Origin of the sequence: Mycolicibacterium komossense, from assembly GCF_025822605.1 — a bacterium.
Lineage (GTDB): Bacteria > Actinomycetota > Actinomycetes > Mycobacteriales > Mycobacteriaceae > Mycobacterium > Mycobacterium komossense.
In genome coordinates, this window is record NZ_JACKTY010000020.1 from 147,829 (window position 1) to 170,068 (window position 22,240).

The window sequence follows — 22,240 nt, forward strand, 5'->3', positions numbered from 1 at the left end:
GTCGGCAAGGGCTTATTTGACGGACAGGTCGTAGACCGTGCTGCTGCCGATCGTCTGCGCGGCGAAGTTCTGCTTCACCCACTCGGTGATCTGGCTGGCCGCATTGTTGTCGTCACCGCCGGAGCCGGGTCCGCGCCCATGCTCGTTGCCGGCGATGAAGTAGTGCACCTGCCCCTGGCTGACGTAATGCTGGAACTGAGCCAGCGTCGGCGACTCGTCGCCGCCACTGAAGCCACCGATCGCCATCACCGACGCTCCGGTGTTCAGCTCCAGGCTGCCCGCCAGGTGCGAACCCACTGTCGCAGCGGCCCAACGGGTATCGCTGAGTGTCAGCAGCGACTCCAGCTGCGGTGACGACTGGTTCTGACCCCAACCACCGCCACCACCGGGCCCGCCGGGTCCACCCGGTCCACCGGGAGCCCCGAAGCCATCTCCGGCGCGGGCCGGACCCGACGTCGGCATGGGCCCACCGTGGCCGTTCAGCACCGTCTCGACGGTGTAGGCGGCCGACCCGGCGAGTCCGAACAGCAACCCGGCCATCGCCAGCGCCGCGGTGTAGCGGCCCAGCTGGTGCCCGCCGACGATCAGGATCGCGGCGACGACGATCGCCCCGACGACCACCACCCACCGCAGCCATGGCAGCCATTCCGGGGTTCGGTTCAGTAGCACGAAGTTCCAGACTCCGGTGGCAACCAGCATGAGCGCCAACGCAATACGAGAGCTGCGGAACTGCCTGCCACGCCACAACTCGGCGACGGAGATCGCGACGACGCCGGCCACACCGGGCGCCAGTGCGATCGTGTAGTAGGGATGCATGATCCCCTTCATGAAGCTGAACACCACGACGCTCACGACCATCCAGCCGCCCCACAGCAGCAGGCCGGCCCTGGCCATGCTGGTCCGCGGCGCGCGCCGGGTGAACCACAGCCCGGCGAGCAGGCCGATCAGCGCGGCGGGCAGTAGCCAGGAGATCTCGGTGCCCATCGCCTGGCCGAACATCCGGTAGAGACCGGTGTTGCCGCCGAACATCGCACCACCGGGCCCACCACCGCCAGGTTCGCCGGACGCACCCTGAGTCGGGTTGCCGTCACCGCCGAGCACGCGGCCGAGGCCGTTGTACCCCAAGGCGAGTTCGAGCAGGCTGTTGTCGGTGGACCCGCCGATGTACGGCCGGGAATCCTTGGGCCACAAGCTGACCAGCGCGATGAACCAGCCGGCGGAGATCACCATGGCGACCAGGCCGACGAGCACGTCGCCGAGCCGCTTCCAGACGCTGCCGGGCACCGCGACCAGAACCACCAGCGCCAGGGCAGGCATGACCAGGAACGCCTGCAGGAGCTTGGCCAAGAACGCGAAGCCCAGCGCAACGCCGGCGAGCGCGACCCAGCGGGTCGGCGAACCCTGCAGGGCCCGCACCACGCAGTAGCCGGCCAGGACCAGCAGCAGGACCAGCAGCGCATCCGGGTTGTTGAACCGGAACATCAACGCCGCCACCGGGGTCAGCGCCAGGGCCGCGCCGGCGAGCAGTCCGGCCCCTGGGCCGTTGGTACGTCGCACCGCACCGAAGAGAAGACCGACCGACGCGACGCCCATCAGCGCCTGCGGAACCAGCATGCTCCAGGCGTTGAAGCCGAACAGCCGGCCCGACAATGCCATCACCCACATGGCAGCTGGTGGCTTGTCGACGGTGATCGAGTTACCGGGATCCAGGGAGCCGAACAGCAGTGCCTTCCAGCTCTGTGTGCCCGCCTGGGCGGCCGCGGCGTAGAACTCGTTGGCCCAGCCGAGTGAACCCAGCGCCCACAGGTAGAGCACCGCGGTCACGGTCAGCAGGGCCAGCAACCCGGGTCGTTCCCAGCGTGGTCGGTCATCAGCGCCGAGCAGCCAGCGCGGACCACGTTTGCGGCGCACAGCGACGTCCTCGGGGGCAACCGGGATGGTGGTCGCCGAATCTTGCATGGTGGTCATGATCAGTCCCTCAGTTCGAGTGTTGGGCAGTCCGGCGCGGGTGGAACACCCAGCCGCGCAGCAGGACGAAGCGGACGACGGTGGCCAGCAGATTGGCTCCCACCAGGACGATGACTTCCACTGCCCGGTGCGGGTCGGCGACGGTGTGCAGCAGAGCCAGCGCGCCGCTGGTCAGGCCGAGGCCGATCCCGAATACGACGAGACCCTCGAAGTGGTGCTTGGCGGCCCCGGTCCGGCCGCGCACCCCGAAGGTGTAGCGCCGGTTGGCGGCGGTGTTGGCGACCGCGGTGATCAGCAGTGCGACCAGGTTGGCGCCTTGGGCGCCGAGCGTTCCGCTCAGGACCAGGAACAACAGCAGGTAGGCAGCGGTGCTGGCGATACCGATGGCGGCGAAGTGCACCGCCTGACGCAGCATCGACCTCGGCGCGGACGCGGTATCGGAACCGAACTGGGCGGCAATCGCCGCGACGGGGATGTCGCCGGAGGCGAACCCCTTCAGCAGCCGGGCCACGCCTTTGAGGTCGGCGACGGCGGTGGCGACGATGTCGACGCGGCTGTCGGGGTCGTCGATCCAGTCGACGGGCACCTCGTGGATGCGCAGCCCACTGCGTTCGGCGAGCACCAGCAGTTCGGTATCGAAGAACCAGCCGGTGTCGGAGACATGGGGCAGCAGACCGTGCGCGACGTCGGCGCGGATCGCCTTGAAACCGCACTGTGCGTCAGAGAAGCGGGCCGACAGCGTCGAACGCAGGATCAGGTTGTAGCAGCGCGAGATCACTTCCCGCTTAGCCCCGCGCACCACCCGCGAGCCCCGGGACAGGCGGGTGCCGATGGCCACGTCGGAGTGCCCGGAGATCAACGGCGCCACCAGCGGCAGCAGCGCCGCCAGATCGGTGGACAGGTCGACGTCCATGTAGGCCAGCACCGGCGCATCCGAGGTCGACCACACCGTGTGGAGCGCCCGGCCGCGACCCTTCTGCTCCAGTCGGCAGACCCGGACCTCGGCGAACTCCTCGGCCAGGCTGGCCGCGACCGCCGGGGTGGCGTCGATGCTGGCGTTGTCGGCGATGGTGATCCGGAAGGTGAACGGGAACTGATCGCTGAGGTGGCGATGCAGCCGGCGCACCGAATCCGCAAGGGCCACTTGCTCGTTGTAGACCGGGACGACGACGTCGAGCACGGGCACACCGGCCTGGACGGCGATGTGGGCGGCGTTGGGCCGCGCGGTGAAGCCGGGTGTCGTGGTTTCCGGCTCAAGTGTGATGGTCATGTCTCCATCTTCGGTTCGTGCTGTGGGGGGGACGTTGGTAGTTGCTATGCGGCGGCTGTGAATCATGCAGACAGGTCGTAGACCGTGACCCCGTCGACTGTCTTGGCCTGGAAGTTCGCCGAAACCCAGGCGCTGATCTCCTGTGCGACGTCCTTGCTGCCGCCCGACCCGGTGCCCTCGGACCCGCCGGGCCTGCCGCCCCACCCATGCATCAACGATTCGCCCACGAAGTAATGGATTCGGCCGGCGGCGACGTCAGCCTGGAATTCGGCCAGCGACGGCGCCGGATCGGTGCCGTTGAACCCGCCGATCGCCATCACCGGTGCACCCGTAGCCAGTTGGTAACCCGCGGCGTTGTTCGAGCCGACCGCAGCGGCCGCCCAGGTGTAGTCGGCGGCATCGGCGTTCACCAGAGCGACCAGCTCGGCGCCGGGCTTGCTGGCGTCCAGGAATCCCGGCGGCCCGCCGAACCCCGCCGACGGTCCGGCAGACGGAATGGCACCGTGATGCGGGGTTGCAGCGGTGGCGATCGAATAGGCCGCAGGCGCGGCCAGGCCCGCGACGAGCGCCACCGCTGCCAGCACCCGCACCACCGAGGGAGCCAACCGGCCGATCACGAGCATCAGCAGGCCCGCGGCCAGGCCGACCACCAGTACCGTCCAGCGCAGCCACGGCAGCCATTCCGAATTGTGTTTGAGGACAATGAAACCCAACACAGCAGTGATGAGGACCATCCCCGCCAGCGTGGTCGCCGCCCGGATATCGGCCCGCCGGCGCCACAGCAGGGCGGTGCCGGTGGCCAGGCTCGCCGCAATGGCCGGGGCCAGTGCCACGGTGTAGTAGGGATGCATGATGCCGCTCATATAGCTGAACACCACCGCGGTGACCAGCAGCCAACTGCCCCACAGCAGCAGTGCCGCCCTGGTGCGATCGGTCCGCGGCGCCCGCCACGTGATGCATACGCCGGCGACGGTGGCGATCAGCGCGGCCGGCAGCAGCCAGCTGATCTGACCGGCCATCTCACCACCCAGGAGCCTGGCCCAACCGACGTCGAAGTTGAGGTTGCCCAGTCCGCCGGTTTCGTTACCCGTCAAGCGGCCGAGACCGTTGTAGCCGAGAGCCAGCTCGAGTATCGAATTATGTTGTGAGCCGCCGATATACGGTCGCGCTGAGGCCGGCCAGACGGCGACCAGGACCAGATACCAGCCCGCCGAGACCACCAGCGCGGCTCCCCCGGCGAGCATGCGCATCAGCCGACTGCGCCAGGACAGGTCCGCGGCGAGCAGGAACACCAATGCGAAACCCGGTGCGACGAGGAACGCCTGCAGCATCTTGGCCAGGAATCCGACACCGATGGCCAGGCCGGCCAACGGCATCCACCACGCGCTGCTGGTGGCATCGAGGGCGCGCAGCACGCAGTAGGCCGCCGCCACCAGGCTCAGCACGAGAAGTGCGTCGGGATTGTTGAAACGGAACATCAGGGCCGCCGCCGGCGTCAGCGCCAGAACGGCACCGGCGAGCAGGGCCGCGCGCGGCCCGGACACCCGTCGCACCGCGGCGTAGAGGACGCCCACCGCAGCCACCCCGAACAGCGCCTGCGGCACCAGCATGCTCCACGAGTTGAAACCGAACAACCGGGCCGAAATACCCATCACCCACAGCGCACCAGGCGTCTTGTCCACGGTGATGGCATTGGCCGCATCGCTCGACCCGAACAGCAGCGCCGTCCAGTTCTGGGAGCCGGCCTGCACCGCCGCGGCGTAGAAGCTGTTGGCCCAGCCGCTGGCGCCGAGATTCCACAGGTACAGCAGACCCGTACCGGCGAGCAGGGCGACGACCGCCGCAATCTCGCGGAGTCGGGCCGGCGTAGGCGGTAGCTCGGCAAAATCCAGGACGCCGGTGGCGGTCGCAGGACTGGCTGGCGCAGTGATCGTCACTCTATCCAGAGTGGCCGACCAAAATTGCCCCGAGATGGGTAGTTGCTATGCGCCACCTGTGAAGGGCAGTCGCACGACGAACTCGGTATCGCCGGGGACACTGCGCACGACGATCGTGCCGTGGTGGGCTCTGACCACGGCGGCGACGATCGACAGCCCGAGCCCGGTGCCGCCGGCCCGGCGGGATCGGGAGGTATCGCCTCGGGTGAACCGCTCGAACACCTCGGACTGCAGCTCGGGTGGGACGCCGGGACCGTCGTCGGCGACCCGCAGCAGGACACCTTCGGTGTCGGTCGACAGCGCCACGGTCACCGTCGTGCCCGGCCCGGTATGTGAGCGCGCGTTGGCAAGCAGATTGGCCAGCACCTGATGCAGCCTGGCCCCGTCGCCGGTGACCAGCACCGGTTCGTCGGGCAGGTCGAGATTCCACTGGTGATCGGGTCCTGCGATGTGCGCGTCGCTGACGGCATCGACAGCCAGCTGGGAAAGATCGACCTGCTCACGTTCCAGTGGCCGCCCGGAATCCAGGCGCGCCAAGAGCAGCAGGTCCTCGACGAGCCGGGTCATCCGCTGCGCCTCGGATTGCACGCGGCCCATCGCATGGGCCACCTCGTCGGGCATTTCGTCGCGTCGGCGCTGCGCCAGTTCGGTGTACCCGCGGATGGCCGTCAGCGGGGTGCGCAGTTCATGGCTGGCGTCGGCGACGAATTGGCGGACCCTGGTCTCGCTGGCCTGGCGCGTCGAGAGGGCCGCCGAGATGTGGTCGAGCATCCGGTTGAGGGCAGATCCCATCTGTCCGACCTCGGTACTGGGGTTGGCGTCGCGCTCGGGCACGCGCACCGGCAGCGTCACCTCGCCGCGATCCAGGGGGAGCCCGGCGACCTGTGCTGCAGTGGCGGCGACACGGGTCAGCGGCGCCAGCGCGCGACGGATGACGACGATGCCCACGGTCGTCGCGGCCAGTAGGGCAACGGCGGCCACCACGGCGAAGATGACCAGCACCCGGAACATCGTCTCGTCGACGTCGGAGAGCGGCAGCCCGGAGACGATGACCTCGCCGAGGCGGTTGACAGTGGCCATCAGCCGGTAGCGGCCGAGGCCGTCGAGATCCCTGGTGACCGGGCGGTCGCGCGGAGTGATGGCGGCGACCTGGGTCTGGGCCGCCTGCGACAGGCCTTCTCGAGCGCCCAAGCGGGTGAGCACCCCGGCCTGCATGGTGTGGTCGTAGGTGATCACGGCCGCCACCAGACCGACCGGTTGCCCGGGCGCATCCAGGAACTCGGGGCCAGGGCCGGGCCGGCGGATGGGCCCGCTGCCATCTGGGCGGGGCGGCGGCGGCGGGTATCCGGAGATCATCGCCGAACGCCGGGCGGCATCGACCAGTTGCCCGTCGAGCTGATGGACCAGGTACTGACTCAACGCCAGTTCGGTGCCCGCACCGATGGCGATGCAGACCAGCGCGAGCAACAGGACCTGCCCGCTGAGCAGCCTGGTCCGCAACGACCAGGTGCTGGGCCGGGACCAAATGCTGTGTGATCTGACGGGGTGCTCGGCCTCCATCAGTCCTCAGGCGGCCGGCTTGAGGACATAGCCGGCCCCACGCAGCGTATGGATCATGGGAGCTCGCCCGTTGTCGATCTTCTTCCGCAGATAGGAGATGTAGAGCTCGACGATGTTGGACCGGCCGCCGAAGTCGTAACTCCAGACGCGGTCGAGGATCTGCGCCTTCGACAGCACCCGCTTGGCGTTGCGCATCATGAACCGCAGCAGTTCGAATTCGGTCGACGTCAGGGTGATGAGGTCACCTCCGCGTCGCACCTCGTGGCTGTCCTCGTCGAGGACGAGGTCGCCGACGACGATCTGGGCGCCGCTGTCCTCGGTGGTGACACCGGTACGACGCAGCAGCGCCCGCAACCGCAGCACCACCTCCTCGATGCTGAACGGCTTGGTGACGTAGTCGTCGCCGCCCGCGGTCAGCCCGGCGATCCGGTCTTCGACGGCATCCTTGGCGGTCAACAGGAGCACCGGCAGGTGCGGGTTCTGTTCGCGCAGTTTGCGCAGCACTTCCAGGCCGCTCATATCCGGCAGCATCACATCCAGCACGACGGCGTCGGGCCGGGCGGTTTTCGCCGACGCGATCGCGGCGTTACCGTCGGCTGCGGTGGTGATGTTCCAGCCTTCGTAACGGAGCGCCATCGACACCATCTCGGCCAGCACGGCTTCGTCGTCGACGACCAGCACACCGATCGGGTTACCGTCAGCACGGCGCATCACAATTCTCTCGGCAGCTCCAGGCATCATGGCTCCCAGTATTCGGGTGCGGAGTTGGCCGTCCCTGTGTCGATCCTATGCGCGCGCTGTGAATCCGACGGCACAACGCAGACATACGGCACACAGACTTCTCACACAGCGGGCTCACAGCGAAGGCCGTCACGGTGGTGCCATGGACTCATCTGTGGAGACCGACACTCCTCACGCGACCGAACCGGTGTGGGGCGCCCCTACGCCAGGATCCGCGCACTGGTCGAGGAACAAGACGGTGGCCGCCGTCGGAATCGCAGTGGTATTGGCCGCCGGTGGCGCCGCTGTCATCGACGCCGCCGACAGTGGGCGCTCGGGACCCGGCTTCGGCGGACCAGGCGGCGGACCAGGCTTCGGTCCGGGGGGCCCTGGCGGCGGGCCCTGGGGCGGCGGGGGAATGGCGGATGCCCTGCACGGCGAGTTCGTGGTGTCCGACGGACACGGTGGTTTCACCACCCAGCTCACCCAGACCGGCACGGTCACCGAAATTTCGGATGCCACGATCACTGCCCGCAGCGATGACGGTTTCACCCAGTCGTACCTCATCAACGCCGGCACCCGCCGCGGCCGGGTACCGCTGGAGGCGGGTAGCACGGCCACCATCAAGGCAACCACCTCCGATGGCAGCACCACCGCGACGTCGATCACCCCCGGGCGCTAGATTGCCTGCATGACAGTTGTTCTGGTGCACGGAAATCCGGAGACCGCCGCGATCTGGGGACCGCTGATCACCGAACTCGGCCGCGATGACGTCGTGTGTCTGTCTCCGCCCGGCTTCGGCGCACCGCTGCCCGACGACTTTCCCGCCACCCACGTGGCATACCGCGATTGGCTCGTTGCGGCGCTCGCCGAGTTCGACGAGCCGGTCGACGTGGTCGGTCACGACTGGGGTGGCGGGCACGTGCTGACGGCGGTGATGGAGCGCCCGGAGCTGGTGCACAGCTGGGTCAGCGACGTCGTCGGACTCTTCGACGAGGAATACGTGTGGCACGACCTGGCGCAGGTGTGGCAGACGCCGGGTGCCGGTGAGGAACTGGTCGAAACGATGTCCGCGGGCACCGTCGCCGAACGCGCGCAAGCACTGAGCGCCTTGGGTATTCCCCTGGACGTCGCCACCGAGCTGGCCGCCGCGGCGGGGCCGCAGATGAACCGCGCGATCCTGGCGCTGTACCGTTCCGCGACTGCGCCCGTGGTCCATGAACTCGGCCGCAACCTCGCCCGGGCGGCGACTCGACCCGGCCTTGCGGTGCTGGCCGCCGAGGACACCTACGTCGGTACCGAGGAGATGCGGCGACGCGCCGCGGCCCGGGCCGGTGCCCGCGTCGAGGTGCTCGAAGGCCTCGGGCACTGGTGGATGCTGCAGGACCCGGCGCGTGGCGCGGGCATGCTCACCCGGTTCTGGGGATCCCTGGCTTGAGCACCGGCCAGCCGTTCCTGGCGGCTGCCTCCGCCAGCCCGCGGCGGGGATTCACCGGTCGCGGATGACCGACGGCCTCCATCAGGGGTAGATCCTCGTATCCGTCGGAATAGAAGTAACTCTCTTGCAGTGCAACGTCATTGGTATCCGCGAAGAGTGCGGCGGCATCGGCTTTGCGGGCTCCCCAGATGACCGGCTTGACCACCCCGCCCGTCAACCGGCCGTCCTCGTCGACGGTGAAGTGGTTGCAGATGAGGTGCGGGATGCTCAACGCTGCGGCCACCGGTTCGGCGTGGATGGTCAACGCCGACGAGATCATCACGACGGTGTGCCCACGGTCCTGATGCGCGCGCACCACCTGCCGCATCACCGGGTAGACGCGGGCGTCGATGCGACGCAGATAGATGTCCTGCCCGAGTTCGTCGAGCGAGGCCAGCGATTCGCCGCGCAGATAGCCGGCTGCGCGGACCAACAGGCGATCGAATTCCATTCGCCCCCACCGGTAGCGGACCGCGGCCTCGAAGACACCGAGGAGTTCGCCGATACCCGACTGGCCGTTGCGAATTCGGTGACCGGCGTGCGCTGCCGCGGTGAAGCCGTCGACCAGGGTGCCGTCCAGGTCGAAGAACGCGCCGACCCGCGCGCCGACAGGCGCCTCGGCGATGCTGGCGACGGGATCGATCATCGGGACCTCCCGGCGCGACGGGCCGCCGTCAGGCTCAGCAGCACGACCGAAACAACGTAGAGCACGGCGTACACCGTCGGAAACACGCCGCCCGGGGCGAATCCGTAGACCGCGAACCGGGCCAGCGCCGGCACCGCGAGGCACGCACCCACCACCAGCAGCACCGGCGCGCACCAGCCGGGCAGCGGAATGCCGATCGTGGGCAGCGGGCGCTCGAATACCGACCGGCCCAGCCACAACAGCGCCAGCTCGGCGGCCAGTGCGACCGAGAGAATCAGCACCCACACCACCCGGAACAACCACCATGCCGCGGTTCCGGTCGGCGGCTGCGGCAGAAGTCCGGTGGGATAGCCGACGAGTGCGACGACCACCACCGGGATCATCTGCCACAGGTACAGCGCCATCACCGTCGTGTTCGCTGCCGCAAGTGGCCCGCGCAACCGCGAACCCCGCAGCCAACCCGTCACCGCGGGCGCCGCCGCCACCAGCAACCCGGCCTGCGAAGTCGCGAAGGCCAGCAGCGCGACGGTCGGCGGGAAGTTGTTCTGGGCCGTCGCGCCCGGCGCCCCGACCATGCTGACCGGATACCAGTGCAGCGTGAGCAGTAGGGCGACCACCACGGCTGCCACGGTGGCCAGCGTCACGGCCAGGCGGCCACGCAATACACCTGCGCGCCAACAGATGCCGAGTTGGTAGACGAATGCCCAGCACAACATGTAGTTGACCGCAGCGAACGCGGGCAGCGGCACGATGCGCGCGACGACGTCGACAGCGAGTACGGCAAGGGCCAGCACCGCTGGGACGGCAAGGCCCCAGCGCTGATGGGCGGCCGACGCGAGCGGCGTCAGTGCCAGCACGACTAGATATACCGGGATGAACCACAGGTGCATGGCGACCGCCCAGCCGCCGAACGCCAGCGGTGAGCGCCCGACGTCGCCGTAGCTGAGCACCGCGACCACGGCCAGCACCACCAGGACGTAGGCGGTGGTCGGGCCGAGGATCGCGCCGAGGCGCCGCCTGACCCATTCCGTCGCCCCGCCGCCGTCGGTGCGCCACCGCGTGAACGAGGCGGCGCTGGAGTAACCGCCCACCAGAAAGAACACCGGCACCACCTGGAAGATCAAGGTCAGCCACTGTGTCCACGGCAGGACGTCCAGTGGGTAGTCGTTGCCGAACCAGCCGTGGCGGTAGGTGACCGCCGAGACCAGCCAATGCCCGATCACGACGATCAGCACCGCCACCACGCGGTAGAAGTCGGCGGACAGCTCGCGGGCCATACCCCGAGACTATCGGTCACCGGCCCGCCCAGTTCTCCGGAATTAGCCAGCAGGCGGCGCTATATCGACGCATGCGTCAATATAGTTGGGGTGCAATGGTATTCATGTTTCGGCTCGACCACCCGGCATCGGGCGGTGTTGCCCTGCACAATGGGAGGATGACGACCGCGGACACCTCGCGGGATCTGTTCACGCAGGTTCTCGATCCACAGAATCGGATCGACCCCTACCCGCTGTATCGCACCTTGCGTGAGCACGGCCCGCTGCGCTTGCCCGAACTCAACCTGACCGTGCTGTCTTCCTACCGGGAATGCCACGACGCGTTGCGCCACCCGCTGTCCTCCAGCGACCGGCATACCTCGGCACTGGCTCAGCAACAGATCGCCGCCGGTGAGCCACCGCGACCGTTCGGGCTGGCCGGGCTGGTGGATCGGCGGCGCACCCCGGCGTTCCTGTTTCTCGACCCGCCCGATCACACGCGGCTGCGCAAGCTCGTCAGCAAGGCATTCGCCCCGAAGGTGATCAACCAGCTTGAGCCCGACATCGTCGACTTGGTCGACGGCCTGCTGGACACGATCGAAGAACAGGGTCGCTTCGATGCGATCACCGACCTCGCCTATCCGCTGGCGGTCGCCGTGATCTGCCGCCTGCTCGGGGTGCCGCTGGAGGACGAGCCACAGTTCGGCCGGGCCTCGGCGCTGGTCGGCCAATCGATCGACCCCTTCATCTCGCTCACAGGCGAAACCCCGGAGGGCTTCCAAGAACGGATGGATGCGGGCCGCTGGCTGCGCAAGTACTTCCGGGAGCTCATCGAACACCGCCGCGGCAGCCCGTCCGACGATCTGATCTCGGCAATGATCGCCGTCGAGGAATCCGGGGACCAACTCAGCGTCGACGAGATCATCTCGACGTGCAACCTGCTACTCATCGCCGGGCACGAGTCGACGGTGAGCCTGATCGCGACGGCAATCCTGGCGATGCTGCGGGCGCCGGCGCAATGGTCTGCGCTGGGCGCCGACCCGCACCGCTCGGCCAGGGTGGTCGAAGAAACCCTGCGCTACGACCCGCCGGCCCAGTTGCTCGGGCGGATCGCCGCCGAGGACATCACCGTCGCCGATCATGCGGTGACCAAAGGCGACACCATGGTGCTGCTGTTGGGGGCCGCGCACCGCGACCCGGCCGCCAACGAGCGGCCCGACGAGTTCGACCCCGACCGTAAAGCATTGCGGCACCTGGGGTTCGGTCACGGTCCGCACTTCTGCCTCGGCGCTCCCCTGTTGCGACTCGAAGCAAGCACGGTGTTGTCCGCAGTGACCGCGCGTTTTCCCCACGCGCGGCTCGCCGCGGAACCCACTTACAAGCCCAACATCACCCTGCGCGGAATGTCGGCGCTACCCGTCGCGGTCTAGACGTCAGAAAGCGCAATCCGAGCAGAGCATCACCGCGCCGTTCTGGCCGGCCAGCCGACTGCGGTGGTGCACCAGGAAGCAGCTCGAGCAGGTGAATTCGTCGGCCTGTTTCGGGACGACCCGCATCGACAGCTCTTCCCCGGACAGGTCGGCACCGGGCAGCTCGAAGAACTCGGCCGCGTCTGCTTCGTCGACGTCGATCACGGCAGAGTCGGCCTCTTTCGACCGCGCCCTCAGTTCCTCGATCGAGTCGTCCGGCCTATCAGAAGTGTCGGTAACTCGCGGGGCGTCATAGTCCGTAGCCATGTGGCTCAACTCCTCAAAAACGGTTTTGGGTAACTCGCGTAGATGACAACGCAGCACCGCCCGCTTTGGTGCCCGGGTTATCGGCGAATGAGATACCCGCCACAGACCGCCACAAACATCCATGTCAGGCCGCGAAACCAGAAGTTTACGCAGGCTGTTCGCGGGCCCCGTGCTCTGTCAGACTGCCAAGGTGATCCAGGGCTTCTCGCACATCGGAATCGGCGTCACCGACCTCGACCGATCCGTTCGCTTCTATACCGACGTTTTCGGGTTTACCCAGCTCTACCAACTCGACTTCGACAACAACGAGGTTGCCGCGACAATGGAGCTGGAAGGCAGGTTCCGGTCGGCGATGCTGATCCGCGACGATATCCGGATCGAACTGCTGCAGTGGGTCGACGTTCCGATCACCGGTTCGGGGCAACGCAAACCGATGAACGAGCTCGGGTTCACCCATCTTTCCTTTCGGGTGGAGGACATCGACGGTCTCACCGAGGCGATCGTCGCCGCGGGCGGAACGGTGGTGGAGCAGACCCGGACCGTGCTCGGTGACGCCGCCGATCCCGCATCCCCGCGCTTCATCTATCTGACGGATCCGGACGGCACCCGCATCGAGCTGATGCAGAACGTGCCGGATCTGTCGGGCCCGGGTTCCTCCTGAGCTTCAGGCACCCACGTCGTACAGGTGATGCGCCACGTCGTGCAGGTAGTACCGGCCCAGCGTCTCGGTGGTGAACACCGAGCCGTTGCTGCGCCGCCCGACCCGTGACCACTGCGCGGGTGACAGACCGCTGAAGGCGGCCGCGGCGTGGCGCGCCGCCTCGTCGAGTTCGCCGGCGACCACCTCGGCGCGCTGCTCCCAGTACCGGTGCTCGACGGCCGTGGCGTCCTGGTCCCAGTTCTCGAACTCGGGGTTGTCCTCGTCGAGGATGAGACGAGCGCGCGTCGCGAAAATGGTGTGCACGTCGCGGATGTGGCAGGCGTATTCCAGCACCGACCAGGTTTCGGGTTCCGGCCGCACGGCCGCATCGGCGCGGCGCAACGCGGACTGCCACCGCGGAGTGGAGGCGAGTATCTCGGCCGCGATCGCCTCCCGCGACAGCCCACCCGCGACGAATCCGCAATCGGGGCACGGGTGCTCCAGCACCCAGGTCCAGTCTTTGTCGTCCGGAACCGGATGCGGCGGATCGCCCTCGTCACTGCTCACCGGCCCCACCCTAATCTCCCCGTCGCAGAGGTTCACCGAGGTTTTTCTCGTCGGTTCTGCTGCTCGGGCAGCCTGATCGAGACGGGTGCGCGAGCATCGAAGGATGCCGACGAAACGGGTGAGCGCTCCCGGGGACATCCCCGACACCGGAATACCGCAGAGCGCGGCCGCCAGCATGACCATGGCCGAGCAGTACGACTGGCATCAGGACTATCTGCGCCGCCACCTGGTGTCGAGACGGAATTTCCTGCGCGGTTCGGCCGCCGCGGCGGCGGTGGCCGCCCTCGGCGTCGCTCCGTTCGGTACCCGCGCCTACGCCGCGGATGCGCCGCTGTCGGTGGCGAACCGGCGGGTGGGGTTCGGTGGCGACGCCGCCAGCCAGCTTCGCCTCGCGGCGCAACTCTCCCGCAATCCCCAGGCCACCAGAGTCTTCGTCGACCACGGCCCCACGCCGGAGCTGGGGGCGAGTGTCGAGGCCGAAATCCGCAACCTGGTCACCCAGATTCCGACCAGCGACGGCGGAGTACTTGCGGCCGAGCAGTTCTACGCGCACGTCCCGGTCAACGGGCTGGCCGGGCGGACGCCGCATTTCTACCGCTGGCGCACCGAGGACGGATTCACCTCGGAGGTCCTCTCGGCGACGACGGCGATGCCCAATACACGAGATGCGCTGGCGCCCTTCAGGTTCACCATGCTCGGCGATCAGGGCACCGACGAGACACCGGTGCTGCCGCCCGGCCTGGCCGCCGGGGACTACGACGACAGCTACTACAAGTCTGACAACGACCCGAGCGTGCCGCACACCACCAATCTGCTGAACCAGGTCGTCGCGGCCCACCCGGATTTTCATGTGCTGGCCGGTGATATCGCCTACGCCGATCCGTCCGGAGCGGGTAAGCCGCCGACGTTCGTGCCGTCCGGCGGGAAGCTGGCCTCGGGTTTCGACAAGTTCAACCCCTACGTCTGGGATGTCTACTTCGGTCTGATCGAAGCCAGCGCTGCGACCACCCCGTGGATGTTCGCCACCGGCAACCACGACATGGAAGCCGCCTATCCGATCCACGGTTACGGCGGGCATCTGACCCGGCTGGACTTCCCCGGCAACGGGCCCAGCGGCTGCCCGTCGGTGTACTCCTTTGTCTACGGCAACGTCGCGGTGCTCTCGCTGGACGCCAACGACGTCAGCTACGAGATCACCGCCAACACCGGATATTCACATGGCGCCCAAAACTCTTGGACTCAGCGCACACTGGCTGCCCATCGGGCCAACCCGGCGGTCGACTTCATCGTCTGCTTCTTCCATCACTGCGCGTATTCGACCACCGGCGCGCACGCCAGCGACGGCGGCGTGCGCGCGGCGTGGACCGCCCTGTTCGACAGGTATCAGGTCGATCTGGTGCTCCAGGGCCACAACCATGTCTTCGAACGCACCGACCCGATCCGTGCCGACGCTCCCACCCGAGTCGCCGGCGACAACGCGATCGTCTATCCCGAAACCGACGGCACCGTCTACTACACCGTCGGTAGCGGTGGTCGCCCCCGGTATGACTTCCAACCTGGTGAGCAGGAAAGTTACCGCGGGCACGAACTCGCCGACACCTTCGTACCGAACAGTTACGTCTGGAATTCCCATGGCGCTGAGCAGCCGGAGGCGGTGGCCTGGTCGCGGGTCCGATTCCGCAACTACGCCTTCATCCGCGTCGACGTCCGCCCCGACACCTTCGTCAGTGAGATGGACGTCACGGCCGTCGACGAATACGGTCGGGAGTTCGACACGGTGACCTACCGCCGCCAGGTGCGCACCTGAGTATTTGCTTAACGGACGAGAATGTGCGACGTCGTGATCTGCCGGTGACCAAAAGTCTTGGACGATATCGATACAGCTCTCAGTCGGGTCTCAGCAGGTGCGTTCATAGTAGGTCTTGCAACTTTGCTGTCCTATGTCGAGGGAAGAACGTCACGCTATGAAGAAACACCCGCGGTCCTCACGTCGCGAGCCAGGCTACCGATCCGATTCGAGTCACCCTGCGGGCCAGCAGTATTCGGGCCAACCCAGCCATGGTGCATACCAGCCCTACGACTGGCGCTACGCGACGCAGGCGCCGCGGCCGTTCAACGATCCCTACCGGGTGATCCATGAGGGTGACGCCACCCCGACGATGCCCATTCAGATGGCGAATCGAAAGGGACACAAGCGATCCCGCGCTGGTGCCGTGATGGCCGGCGCTGCGGCAGTCGCGGTGGTCTCCGGTGGTGTCGGGGCCATCGCGGCGGTCAGCCATTCCGACGGGCCCGGCGCGCTTCGCGCCGCCATCCCGGCTGCCTCCCAGTCGGTTACGCCGGCCACCCCCGCGGCTGCCCTGCCTGCCGGGTCGGTCGAGCAAGTCGCCGCCAAGGTGCTCCCGAGCGTGGTCAAGCTGCAGATCACCATGGGCAACGGCCGCGAAGAGGGGTCCGGCATCGTTCTCAGCCAGGACGGCCTGATCCTGACGAACAACCATGTGGTGGCCGCGGTCAGCGGTGCCGGTCAGGGCCCGTCGGCCAAGAGCAACATGCCGAGCGGTCTCGGCGGCCCGGACGGTCCGGACTTCTCCGGCGGCCAGGGCCCGTCGGGCCAGGATTCCCCCGGCCAGGGCGCACAGGCCACCGCGACGTTCTCCGACGGCCGCACCGTGCCGTTCACCGTGGTCGGCACCGACCCGACCGATGACATCGCTGTCGTTCGCGTCCAAGGTGTTTCGGACCTGACTCCGATCACGCTTGGGTCGTCGAAGGATCTGAAGGTCGGCCAGGACGTGGTGGCGATCGGCTCGCCTCTCGGCCTGGAGGGCACCGTGACGACAGGTATCGTCAGCGCCCTGGACCGTCCCGTCGCCACCGGTGACGAATCCACCGGCCAGAGTTCGGTGATGGATGCGATCCAGACCGACGCGGCGATCAACCCCGGCAACTCCGGCGGCGCGCTGGTGAACATGAACGGCGAGCTGGTCGGCGTGAACTCGGCGATCGCCTCGCTGGGCGGCGGCGGCGGTCCCGGAGCAGGCGGCGGCGGTGGCCAGAGCGGCTCGATCGGCCTCGGTTTCGCGATCCCGGTAGATCAGGCCAAACGCATTGCCAACGAGTTGATCTCGAGCGGCACGGTTACCCACGCGTCACTGGGTGTGCAACTCAGCAGCGATTCCAGCGCCCCCGGTGCCGCAGTCGCGAAGGTGACCGACGGCGGACCGGCCGCATCTGCCGGACTGCCCAGCGGTGTGCTGGTCACCAAGGTCAACGACCGGGTCATCGGCAGCTCCGACGCGCTGGTCGCGGCGGTCCGCTCGATGGCCCCCGGCGACAACGTGACCCTCACCTACCAGGACGCCTCCGGTGCGTCGCAGACGGTGCAGGTCACCCTCGGCCAGTCGCAGACCTAAAGCCAACGACAAGGTTGCCGAAAAGTGCGGCCCCGGAGGAAATTTCTTCCGGGGCCGCACTTTTGTCTGCATTGCCTAGCGGCGTCCGACGGTGGCGGCAGCCATCTCGTGGACGAGTTCCCAGGTCTTCGCCTCCCAGGAGGCGTGGCTGGGATCGGACAGGACGGCAACGACGATCACCGATATCGCCACCACGGCGACCACCGCGACCCGCACCCACCACAGTTCCCAGAACTCTCGCCGCGGCGGTGGGCTGGTTCGCCGCGGTCTGGTCTCGCCCTTTCCCAAGCCGTCTCGCATCACCACTCCAGTCTGCGCCCTTGGTGCTGGGAACTTGCTGAATGTCGCCCGACCTACAGCGTCGCGGTGACGGGACCGAGGATCTGGCACCACTGGGCGGGCGACTGACCGGCCCAGGAGGGGCAGCCCCGGCCCGAGGACGCGTAGGTGCCGCCCGGTCGGTACGGCACGTAGATCTGCGCCGGATCCGAGCCGTGCGCTTGGGTGCAGGTGCCACCGGTATCGACACCCTGCAACTGCAGGCACGCAATGCTCAGTGACGGTCCCGCAGGGAACCCGCAGGCGTCCGGGCCGAGTGTGGCCGTCACCATCGCGACACCGTCGACCTGCACGACTTCCGGCGCAGAGAGGGTGAAACTGCAGGGTGGCGGAGGTTCAGCGTGCGCGGCGGTGATCCCGGTGAGACCGGACAGCGCCACGACCCCTGCCCAGGCCAGTAACCACAGCTTCATGATCGGACAGTAAGCCACCGCGCCGCGCCGGCGTAGGGATATCGCCGTGTTCTCCCAGTGTTCGGGATCACCCAGCCGTCTCGGGCGCTCTGGGTACTCGCCTACGCCGGACCGGTCAGGTTACCTTCCCGAATCTCGTCTCGACACTGCACCCGCGGATGGCCCGTCTGCTGCATGCACACCGCGACCTGCTCTTCGATACCCGGTGGGTACACCTGGTCGGTCGGGCCGGGAGTGACCGTGGGAGAAGGCACTTGGCCGTTGTACAGCGACCACATGGTGTCGCCGGTACTGGCCAGGCGCGCACAGTAGGCGGTCTGTCCTGAAGTGGACTGGCCGGCCGCACCGAGAGTCTCGCAGTCCGCACCGATCAGAACGACCGGAACGGCGGGCGCCCCGGTGCCCGGCGCCGGTGACGCCGCAGACGCAGCAGGTGTGGGTGCGGGCCGGGCCGCGGCTTCGTGGCGGTTGTTCTTCGTCACGATCACCGCGGCGACCGTGCCGCCGATCAGGACCAGCCCGAGTGCTCCGACCGCACCCAGGATCGCCGGTCGGCGCATCGTAGGTGCGGCGGTCGCAGCCGCATGCCTGCGGTGGGGCGAGGTCACGGGGTGTGCGGCCATGGTCGCCTGATCGCCACCGGACTCACCGCCGATCTGACGCCCCAGAGCTTCGGCGAATTCCATACAGCTCGCGTACCGGTCCTCCGGCGCCTTGGCGAGCGCTTTGGCGAACACCGGATCGAGGTTCGACAACTCCGGCCGCCGCGCGGCGATCGGCGGTGGCGGCGACGTGAGGTGCTGGCTGATGACGGCAGCCTGATTGGGATGCTGGAATAGCGTGGTCCCGGTCAGCAGGTGGAAAGCAGTGGCCGCCAACGCATATTGATCAGCTCGCCCGTCCATCGTCTGCCCCATGAGCTGTTCCGGTGCGGCATAGGCCACGGTGCCCACCGTCATACTGGTCCCGGTCAGCCCGCTCGAATCATCGATGCGTCGGGCAATGCCGAAGTCCGCCAACAAAACTCGCTCTTTTCCTAGCTCCGGGCGCGATAGCAGGATGTTGGCGGGTTTGACGTCGCGGTGCAACAGCTGGTTTTGGTGCGCGTAGTCCAGCGCATCGGCGACGGCGGTGATGATCCGGACGACGTCGTTCGGGGGCATCCCGGCGGAGTACCGCTCCTGCTGCAGGCGCGCGACATCGGTGCCCTCGACGTAGTCCATCGAAATCCACAGCTGACCCTCGAATTCGCCACGATCGTGCACCCCGACGATGTGCGGATGCCACAGCGTCGCCGCCACGTCGGCTTCCCGGTGGAACCTGGAGCGGTATTCGTCGTCGGTCGTGAACTCGGCCGGCAGCACCTTCAGGGCATCGCGACGGGGCAACCTGGGGTGCTGGACGAGGTAGACCTCCCCCATCGCACCTGAACCGAGGCGCTGCACAACGGTGTAGCCGGCGAACAGCTGGCCGTCCCCAAGGGGCATGGGCGAATGGTAGCCGCCACCGCCGACGGGCCGCTATCTGGCGTGCATCAGGAAGAACTGTCCGCTGGCCAGCGAGATATCGGTGGCACCGGTGGCCAACCCGACCGTATCGGCGGGCAGCGCGAAATTCCCGCGAGGCCAGGTGTGGCCGCCGCCGTCGACACTGAGTAGGACGACGGCAGTTCCGTCAGCGCACGGCGCCGCCGTCAGGCGGCGCACCGACGTGCCGTCGCCTGCGCTGGGCAGGCCGTCTTGGACCGGAGCCGGGCAACCGTCGGCATCGCGCCAGCGCGCGGCCATCCCGGTCGCGGGCAGGATGTCGCTCACGCCACCGCGACCGGTCATGGTGCCACCGTCATAGGGCACCACCGGATCTGCGGTGCCGTGAGTTTCGAGGACGGCCACCGGCCGCGACGGCGCACATCCGACCCCGGCGCCGAGCGTGCCCGAGACAGGGGCGATGGCGGCGACGAGATCGGCACGGTCGCAGGCCAACCGGTTCGTCATGAACGCGCCCGCCGACATTCCGGTGGCGAAGACCCGGCCGGGGGCGATCCCGTAATCGTGGACCAGCCGATCAGCCAGCGCGGACAGAAATCCGACATCGTCGACACCCTGGCGGTCGGGTTTCGACGCACCGCGGCCGTCGGCCCAGCTGCGGTCGATGCCGTCGGGGTACACCACGACGAGCCCGAGCTGGTCAGCGACGGTGTCATAGTGCGAGATCGCCGCTTGATCAGCACCGGTGGACCCGGCGCCGTGCAGGTTGAGCACCAGGCCCGCCGGGTGATCGAGCCCGGCGGGCGCATGCACCAGATAGGTGCGTTGCAGGCCACCGAACGTCAACCGGCCGTCGATATCGCCGGCCGCCCACGCGGGCGCACTGAGCAGACCGCCCATCGCGGCGAGGACGGCGCTCAGGGTGGCCGCCGCAATCCGGATCCGAAACTCGTTGGCCCAGGCTGGCATGCGGATGAGTATCGACACATCACTTGGCCGGCAGGTGAACAACAGATGCCGGCCAACCCTGGGCCCGGCGGGCACTATGCTGCACGTGATCTGTGGCCACAGGGGAACGGGGAACATGGGCGTCACACGTCAGGGCCGATATTGAGCACCAGTCGCCAGAAACGAATCGTCGCGCTGGTCGGTCTGCTCGCCGTCGTGGCGACCGCCGCAGCGGTCCTGGTCGGCACGCTGTCGCAGATCTCGTCGGCCCCCAAAGCGGGCCAGGAACCACCGGCAGACACCTCGGGGCCCACTATCAACGGGACCTATCGCATCGACTACGACGCCAAGGCACAGACCAAGAACGGTAAGCCGGTCCCGGCCGATCCCATCCCGGCTTTCGCCTGGTCATTCCATTCGGCGTGCCCCGACACCGGCTGCGTCGCCACTGCGGCCCGGCTGCGCGACGGCGGCACCGACATCAAGGTCGTGCTCGACTTCGTCGGCGGCCGGTGGATCGAAGCCCACATGGCCGAAGCGGGCAGCTGCCCCGGCGGCGGAACTGCGCCGCACCTGACCAGCTGGTCGCTGGCGCCCGGTCCGGACGGCACATTCGTGGGCTCCCAGACCGACATGTACATGGGCACCGGGTGCGCGACGGTGCTGCAGACCCCACTCACACTGACCCGGGTCGGCAGTGCGGTACCGGCGGGCGTGGACCCCGCCGCCCTCCCGCCGCGGATCCCCGCGGCCCCCGAAGGGCTGCACGGCCAGTACACGTTCAGCCAGACCAGGCGCGGCGAAGGCGACTCGCCACCGCCCAACCCAGTGGACATCCGGACCATCTGCGCCCGCAACTCGCTGGACTGCGGGTCACTGTTCACCTCGCGCCAGGACGTGGGCCGCGACAACGTGCAGGTCTACCAATTCACCACCGACCGATGGATCTGGGGCGTCGAGGTAGACGGGACCTGCACCGCCGGCGGTGAGGTGAAAGGCACAGTCCGTCAAAAGCTGACCGTGGATCTTCCTCTGCCCCAACCGAATTCGGATCCCATCAAGAATCTTCCCGGCACCTCCACCAGCGAGTTCACCGGCGATTGTGGTGAGAACGAGACGTTCGACGTGGCCGTCGACCGGGTAGGTGACTAGCGCTTGACCGCCCGCCACACCAAGTCGGCGACGTCGGTGCAGTACTCCTCGTCGACGGGTTCGGCGGTGTACAGCGCCCGCACGTTGATGGGTGCGACCAACAGCTGAACCGCTGCCACGAGATTGATCCCGTCCCGCAGTTCGCCGCGCTCGGCTGCGCGGTCGAAGATGGTCCGCAGCGTCCCCAGCCGCACTTTCCAGAACGTCAGGCGCGTGTCGTCGGAATACAACATGTGGTCTTCCATCACCAGCGCGCGCAGCAGGCTCCGGCCCAATGCGGTGTTGACGTAGCTCGCCACCACCAGACTCAGGGCCTTGAGGTCGCTGCGCAATGCGCCGGTATCCGGCGTCACGCTCTGAGTGCCGTCCCAGCGCAACAGCACGTCCAGAGCCAGATGCTGCCCGTCGCCCCAGTACTTGACGATTTCCGATTCGTCGATGCCGTGGCGCGCGGCCAGCGCCCCCAGGCTGAACCGCTCGATCCCCCAACGAGTCAACTCGTCGATACCGGCAGCCATGACACGATCACGCAGTTCCGGCGGGACCGAACCCTCCACGAGGCCGGTACCCATCTCCGGAGGCTGCGCGTCGCCGTCCCAGTTCAACGCCATAGCAGCTGCACACCCTCACCGGATTAGTCGGTTGCCATCCTGACCTCTAACACTCCCCTACTACTCCCCATCGCGAACAGACTTTCGCTACGAGGAG

Annotated in this window: 21 protein-coding genes; 7 read left to right on the forward strand and 14 right to left on the reverse strand. The window is 67.8% G+C overall.

Features of this window, described 5'->3' with window-relative positions; translation table 11 throughout:
* Positions 1-12: 12 nt before the first annotated feature.
* From H7J73_RS08245 to H7J73_RS08265, 5 genes are all read right to left on the reverse strand, one after another.
* Complete coding sequence (locus H7J73_RS08245) at positions 13-1,968, reverse strand: ArnT family glycosyltransferase (RefSeq protein ID WP_264066836.1); 1,956 nt, start codon at positions 1,966-1,968, stop codon at positions 13-15.
* A gap of 10 nt (positions 1,969-1,978) precedes the next feature.
* Entirely contained in the window at positions 1,979-3,238 is a 1,260-nt protein-coding gene (locus H7J73_RS08250) for a bifunctional glycosyltransferase family 2/GtrA family protein (protein WP_264066837.1), read from the reverse strand.
* A 62-nt stretch (positions 3,239-3,300) separates the two neighbouring features.
* Positions 3,301-5,175: an ArnT family glycosyltransferase gene (locus H7J73_RS08255; protein ID WP_435405447.1), complete on the reverse strand. Its 1,875-nt coding sequence runs from the start codon at positions 5,173-5,175 to the stop codon at positions 3,301-3,303.
* A gap of 45 nt (positions 5,176-5,220) precedes the next feature.
* Positions 5,221-6,735, reverse strand: coding sequence for a sensor histidine kinase (locus H7J73_RS08260; protein ID WP_264066838.1), 1,515 nt, complete (start codon positions 6,733-6,735; stop codon positions 5,221-5,223).
* Positions 6,736-6,741: 6 nt separating this feature from the next.
* Positions 6,742-7,446 carry a response regulator transcription factor gene (locus tag H7J73_RS08265; protein WP_264066839.1) on the reverse strand — a complete coding sequence of 235 codons (705 nt, stop codon included), beginning with the start codon at positions 7,444-7,446 and terminating at the stop codon, positions 6,742-6,744.
* 172 nt (positions 7,447-7,618) lie between these two features.
* Between H7J73_RS08265 and H7J73_RS08270 the strand changes: the two genes are divergently transcribed.
* Both H7J73_RS08270 and H7J73_RS08275 read left to right on the forward strand, forming a co-directional pair.
* Positions 7,619-8,137 carry a hypothetical protein gene (locus tag H7J73_RS08270; RefSeq protein ID WP_264066840.1) on the forward strand — a complete coding sequence of 173 codons (519 nt, stop codon included), beginning with the start codon at positions 7,619-7,621 and terminating at the stop codon, positions 8,135-8,137.
* A gap of 9 nt (positions 8,138-8,146) precedes the next feature.
* Positions 8,147-8,893 (forward strand): alpha/beta fold hydrolase, encoded by a 747-nt coding sequence (locus tag H7J73_RS08275; protein ID WP_264066841.1) that lies wholly within the window; start codon positions 8,147-8,149, stop codon positions 8,891-8,893.
* Here the strand turns inward: H7J73_RS08275 and H7J73_RS08280 are convergent.
* Together H7J73_RS08280 and H7J73_RS08285 are read right to left on the reverse strand one after the other, a co-directional pair.
* Complete coding sequence (locus H7J73_RS08280; RefSeq protein WP_264066842.1) at positions 8,865-9,578, reverse strand: HAD family hydrolase; 714 nt, start codon at positions 9,576-9,578, stop codon at positions 8,865-8,867. The genes H7J73_RS08275 and H7J73_RS08280 overlap by 29 nt on opposite strands.
* The gene (locus H7J73_RS08285) at positions 9,575-10,855 is read right to left on the reverse strand and encodes an acyltransferase family protein (RefSeq protein WP_264066843.1); all 1,281 of its coding nucleotides are present in this window, start codon (positions 10,853-10,855) and stop codon (positions 9,575-9,577) included. The genes H7J73_RS08280 and H7J73_RS08285 overlap by 4 nt, the downstream gene beginning before the upstream one ends.
* A 158-nt stretch (positions 10,856-11,013) precedes the next feature.
* On the opposite strand from H7J73_RS08285, the gene H7J73_RS08290 reads away from it, so the two are divergent.
* A complete protein-coding gene (locus tag H7J73_RS08290; protein ID WP_264066844.1) occupies positions 11,014-12,264 on the forward strand; it encodes a cytochrome P450 in 1,251 nt (416 codons plus the stop codon).
* A gap of 3 nt (positions 12,265-12,267) precedes the next feature.
* Here H7J73_RS08290 and H7J73_RS08295 read toward each other — a convergent pair whose 3' ends face one another.
* Positions 12,268-12,570, reverse strand: a complete 303-nt coding sequence (locus tag H7J73_RS08295; RefSeq protein ID WP_264066845.1) for a DUF4193 domain-containing protein — start codon at positions 12,568-12,570, stop codon at positions 12,268-12,270.
* 190 nt (positions 12,571-12,760) lie between these two features.
* On the opposite strand from H7J73_RS08295, the gene H7J73_RS08300 reads away from it, so the two are divergent.
* The gene (locus H7J73_RS08300) at positions 12,761-13,231 is read left to right on the forward strand and encodes a VOC family protein (RefSeq protein WP_264066846.1); all 471 of its coding nucleotides are present in this window, start codon (positions 12,761-12,763) and stop codon (positions 13,229-13,231) included.
* Positions 13,232-13,234: 3 nt separating this feature from the next.
* Here H7J73_RS08300 and H7J73_RS08305 read toward each other — a convergent pair whose 3' ends face one another.
* On the reverse strand, positions 13,235-13,777 hold the full coding sequence (locus tag H7J73_RS08305; protein ID WP_264066847.1) for a DinB family protein: 543 nt from the start codon (positions 13,775-13,777) through the stop codon (positions 13,235-13,237).
* Between the two features lie 103 nt (positions 13,778-13,880).
* Here H7J73_RS08305 and H7J73_RS08310 point away from each other — a divergent pair, with 103 nt between their 5' ends.
* A complete protein-coding gene (locus tag H7J73_RS08310) occupies positions 13,881-15,584 on the forward strand; it encodes a metallophosphoesterase (RefSeq protein ID WP_264066848.1) in 1,704 nt (567 codons plus the stop codon).
* A gap of 157 nt (positions 15,585-15,741) precedes the next feature.
* Positions 15,742-17,193 (forward strand): S1C family serine protease, encoded by a 1,452-nt coding sequence (locus tag H7J73_RS08315; RefSeq protein ID WP_264066849.1) that lies wholly within the window; start codon positions 15,742-15,744, stop codon positions 17,191-17,193.
* A gap of 75 nt (positions 17,194-17,268) precedes the next feature.
* On the opposite strand, the gene H7J73_RS08320 is transcribed toward H7J73_RS08315, so the two are convergent.
* The 4 genes from H7J73_RS08320 to H7J73_RS08335 all read right to left on the reverse strand — a co-directional run bounded on the left by H7J73_RS08320 (position 17,269) and on the right by H7J73_RS08335 (position 20,401).
* On the reverse strand, positions 17,269-17,493 hold the full coding sequence (locus H7J73_RS08320; protein WP_264066850.1) for a hypothetical protein: 225 nt from the start codon (positions 17,491-17,493) through the stop codon (positions 17,269-17,271).
* A 53-nt stretch (positions 17,494-17,546) separates the two neighbouring features.
* Positions 17,547-17,945 (reverse strand): hypothetical protein, encoded by a 399-nt coding sequence (locus H7J73_RS08325; protein ID WP_264066851.1) that lies wholly within the window; start codon positions 17,943-17,945, stop codon positions 17,547-17,549.
* 101 nt (positions 17,946-18,046) lie between these two features.
* Positions 18,047-19,432, reverse strand: a complete 1,386-nt coding sequence (locus H7J73_RS08330; protein WP_264066852.1) for a serine/threonine-protein kinase — start codon at positions 19,430-19,432, stop codon at positions 18,047-18,049.
* A gap of 33 nt (positions 19,433-19,465) precedes the next feature.
* The gene (locus H7J73_RS08335; protein ID WP_435405448.1) at positions 19,466-20,401 is read right to left on the reverse strand and encodes a CE1 family esterase; all 936 of its coding nucleotides are present in this window, start codon (positions 20,399-20,401) and stop codon (positions 19,466-19,468) included.
* Between the two features lie 141 nt (positions 20,402-20,542).
* Here H7J73_RS08335 and H7J73_RS08340 point away from each other — a divergent pair, with 141 nt between their 5' ends.
* Positions 20,543-21,532, forward strand: a complete 990-nt coding sequence (locus H7J73_RS08340; protein WP_264066853.1) for an Rv2253/PknI dimerization domain-containing protein — start codon at positions 20,543-20,545, stop codon at positions 21,530-21,532.
* Here H7J73_RS08340 and H7J73_RS08345 read toward each other — a convergent pair.
* Positions 21,529-22,143, reverse strand: a complete 615-nt coding sequence (locus H7J73_RS08345; RefSeq protein WP_264066854.1) for a TetR-like C-terminal domain-containing protein — start codon at positions 22,141-22,143, stop codon at positions 21,529-21,531. The two genes, H7J73_RS08340 and H7J73_RS08345, sit on opposite strands and share 4 nt — an antisense overlap.
* Positions 22,144-22,240: the final 97 nt, after the last annotated feature.

What these genes read in the sequence shown, in the direction of transcription:
- H7J73_RS08245 (WP_264066836.1), bottom strand. Translation starts at nt 1,968, where the DNA reads ATGACCACCATGCAAGATTCGGCGACCACCATCCCGGTTGCCCCCGAG.
- H7J73_RS08250 (WP_264066837.1), bottom strand. Translation starts at nt 3,238, where the DNA reads ATGACCATCACACTTGAGCCGGAAACCACGACACCCGGCTTCACCGCG.
- H7J73_RS08260 (WP_264066838.1), bottom strand. Translation starts at nt 6,735, where the DNA reads ATGGAGGCCGAGCACCCCGTCAGATCACACAGCATTTGGTCCCGGCCC.
- H7J73_RS08265 (WP_264066839.1), bottom strand. Translation starts at nt 7,446, where the DNA reads ATGCGCCGTGCTGACGGTAACCCGATCGGTGTGCTGGTCGTCGACGAC.
- H7J73_RS08270 (WP_264066840.1), top strand. Translation starts at nt 7,619, where the DNA reads ATGGACTCATCTGTGGAGACCGACACTCCTCACGCGACCGAACCGGTG.
- H7J73_RS08275 (WP_264066841.1), top strand. Translation starts at nt 8,147, where the DNA reads ATGACAGTTGTTCTGGTGCACGGAAATCCGGAGACCGCCGCGATCTGG.
- H7J73_RS08280 (WP_264066842.1), bottom strand. Translation starts at nt 9,578, where the DNA reads ATGATCGATCCCGTCGCCAGCATCGCCGAGGCGCCTGTCGGCGCGCGG.
- H7J73_RS08285 (WP_264066843.1), bottom strand. Translation starts at nt 10,855, where the DNA reads ATGGCCCGCGAGCTGTCCGCCGACTTCTACCGCGTGGTGGCGGTGCTG.
- H7J73_RS08290 (WP_264066844.1), top strand. Translation starts at nt 11,014, where the DNA reads ATGACGACCGCGGACACCTCGCGGGATCTGTTCACGCAGGTTCTCGAT.
- H7J73_RS08295 (WP_264066845.1), bottom strand. Translation starts at nt 12,570, where the DNA reads ATGGCTACGGACTATGACGCCCCGCGAGTTACCGACACTTCTGATAGG.
- H7J73_RS08310 (WP_264066848.1), top strand. Translation starts at nt 13,881, where the DNA reads ATGCCGACGAAACGGGTGAGCGCTCCCGGGGACATCCCCGACACCGGA.
- H7J73_RS08315 (WP_264066849.1), top strand. Translation starts at nt 15,742, where the DNA reads ATGAAGAAACACCCGCGGTCCTCACGTCGCGAGCCAGGCTACCGATCC.
- H7J73_RS08320 (WP_264066850.1), bottom strand. Translation starts at nt 17,493, where the DNA reads ATGCGAGACGGCTTGGGAAAGGGCGAGACCAGACCGCGGCGAACCAGC.
- H7J73_RS08325 (WP_264066851.1), bottom strand. Translation starts at nt 17,945, where the DNA reads ATGAAGCTGTGGTTACTGGCCTGGGCAGGGGTCGTGGCGCTGTCCGGT.
- H7J73_RS08330 (WP_264066852.1), bottom strand. Translation starts at nt 19,432, where the DNA reads ATGCCCCTTGGGGACGGCCAGCTGTTCGCCGGCTACACCGTTGTGCAG.
- H7J73_RS08335 (WP_435405448.1), bottom strand. Translation starts at nt 20,401, where the DNA reads ATGCCAGCCTGGGCCAACGAGTTTCGGATCCGGATTGCGGCGGCCACC.
- H7J73_RS08345 (WP_264066854.1), bottom strand. Translation starts at nt 22,143, where the DNA reads ATGGCGTTGAACTGGGACGGCGACGCGCAGCCTCCGGAGATGGGTACC.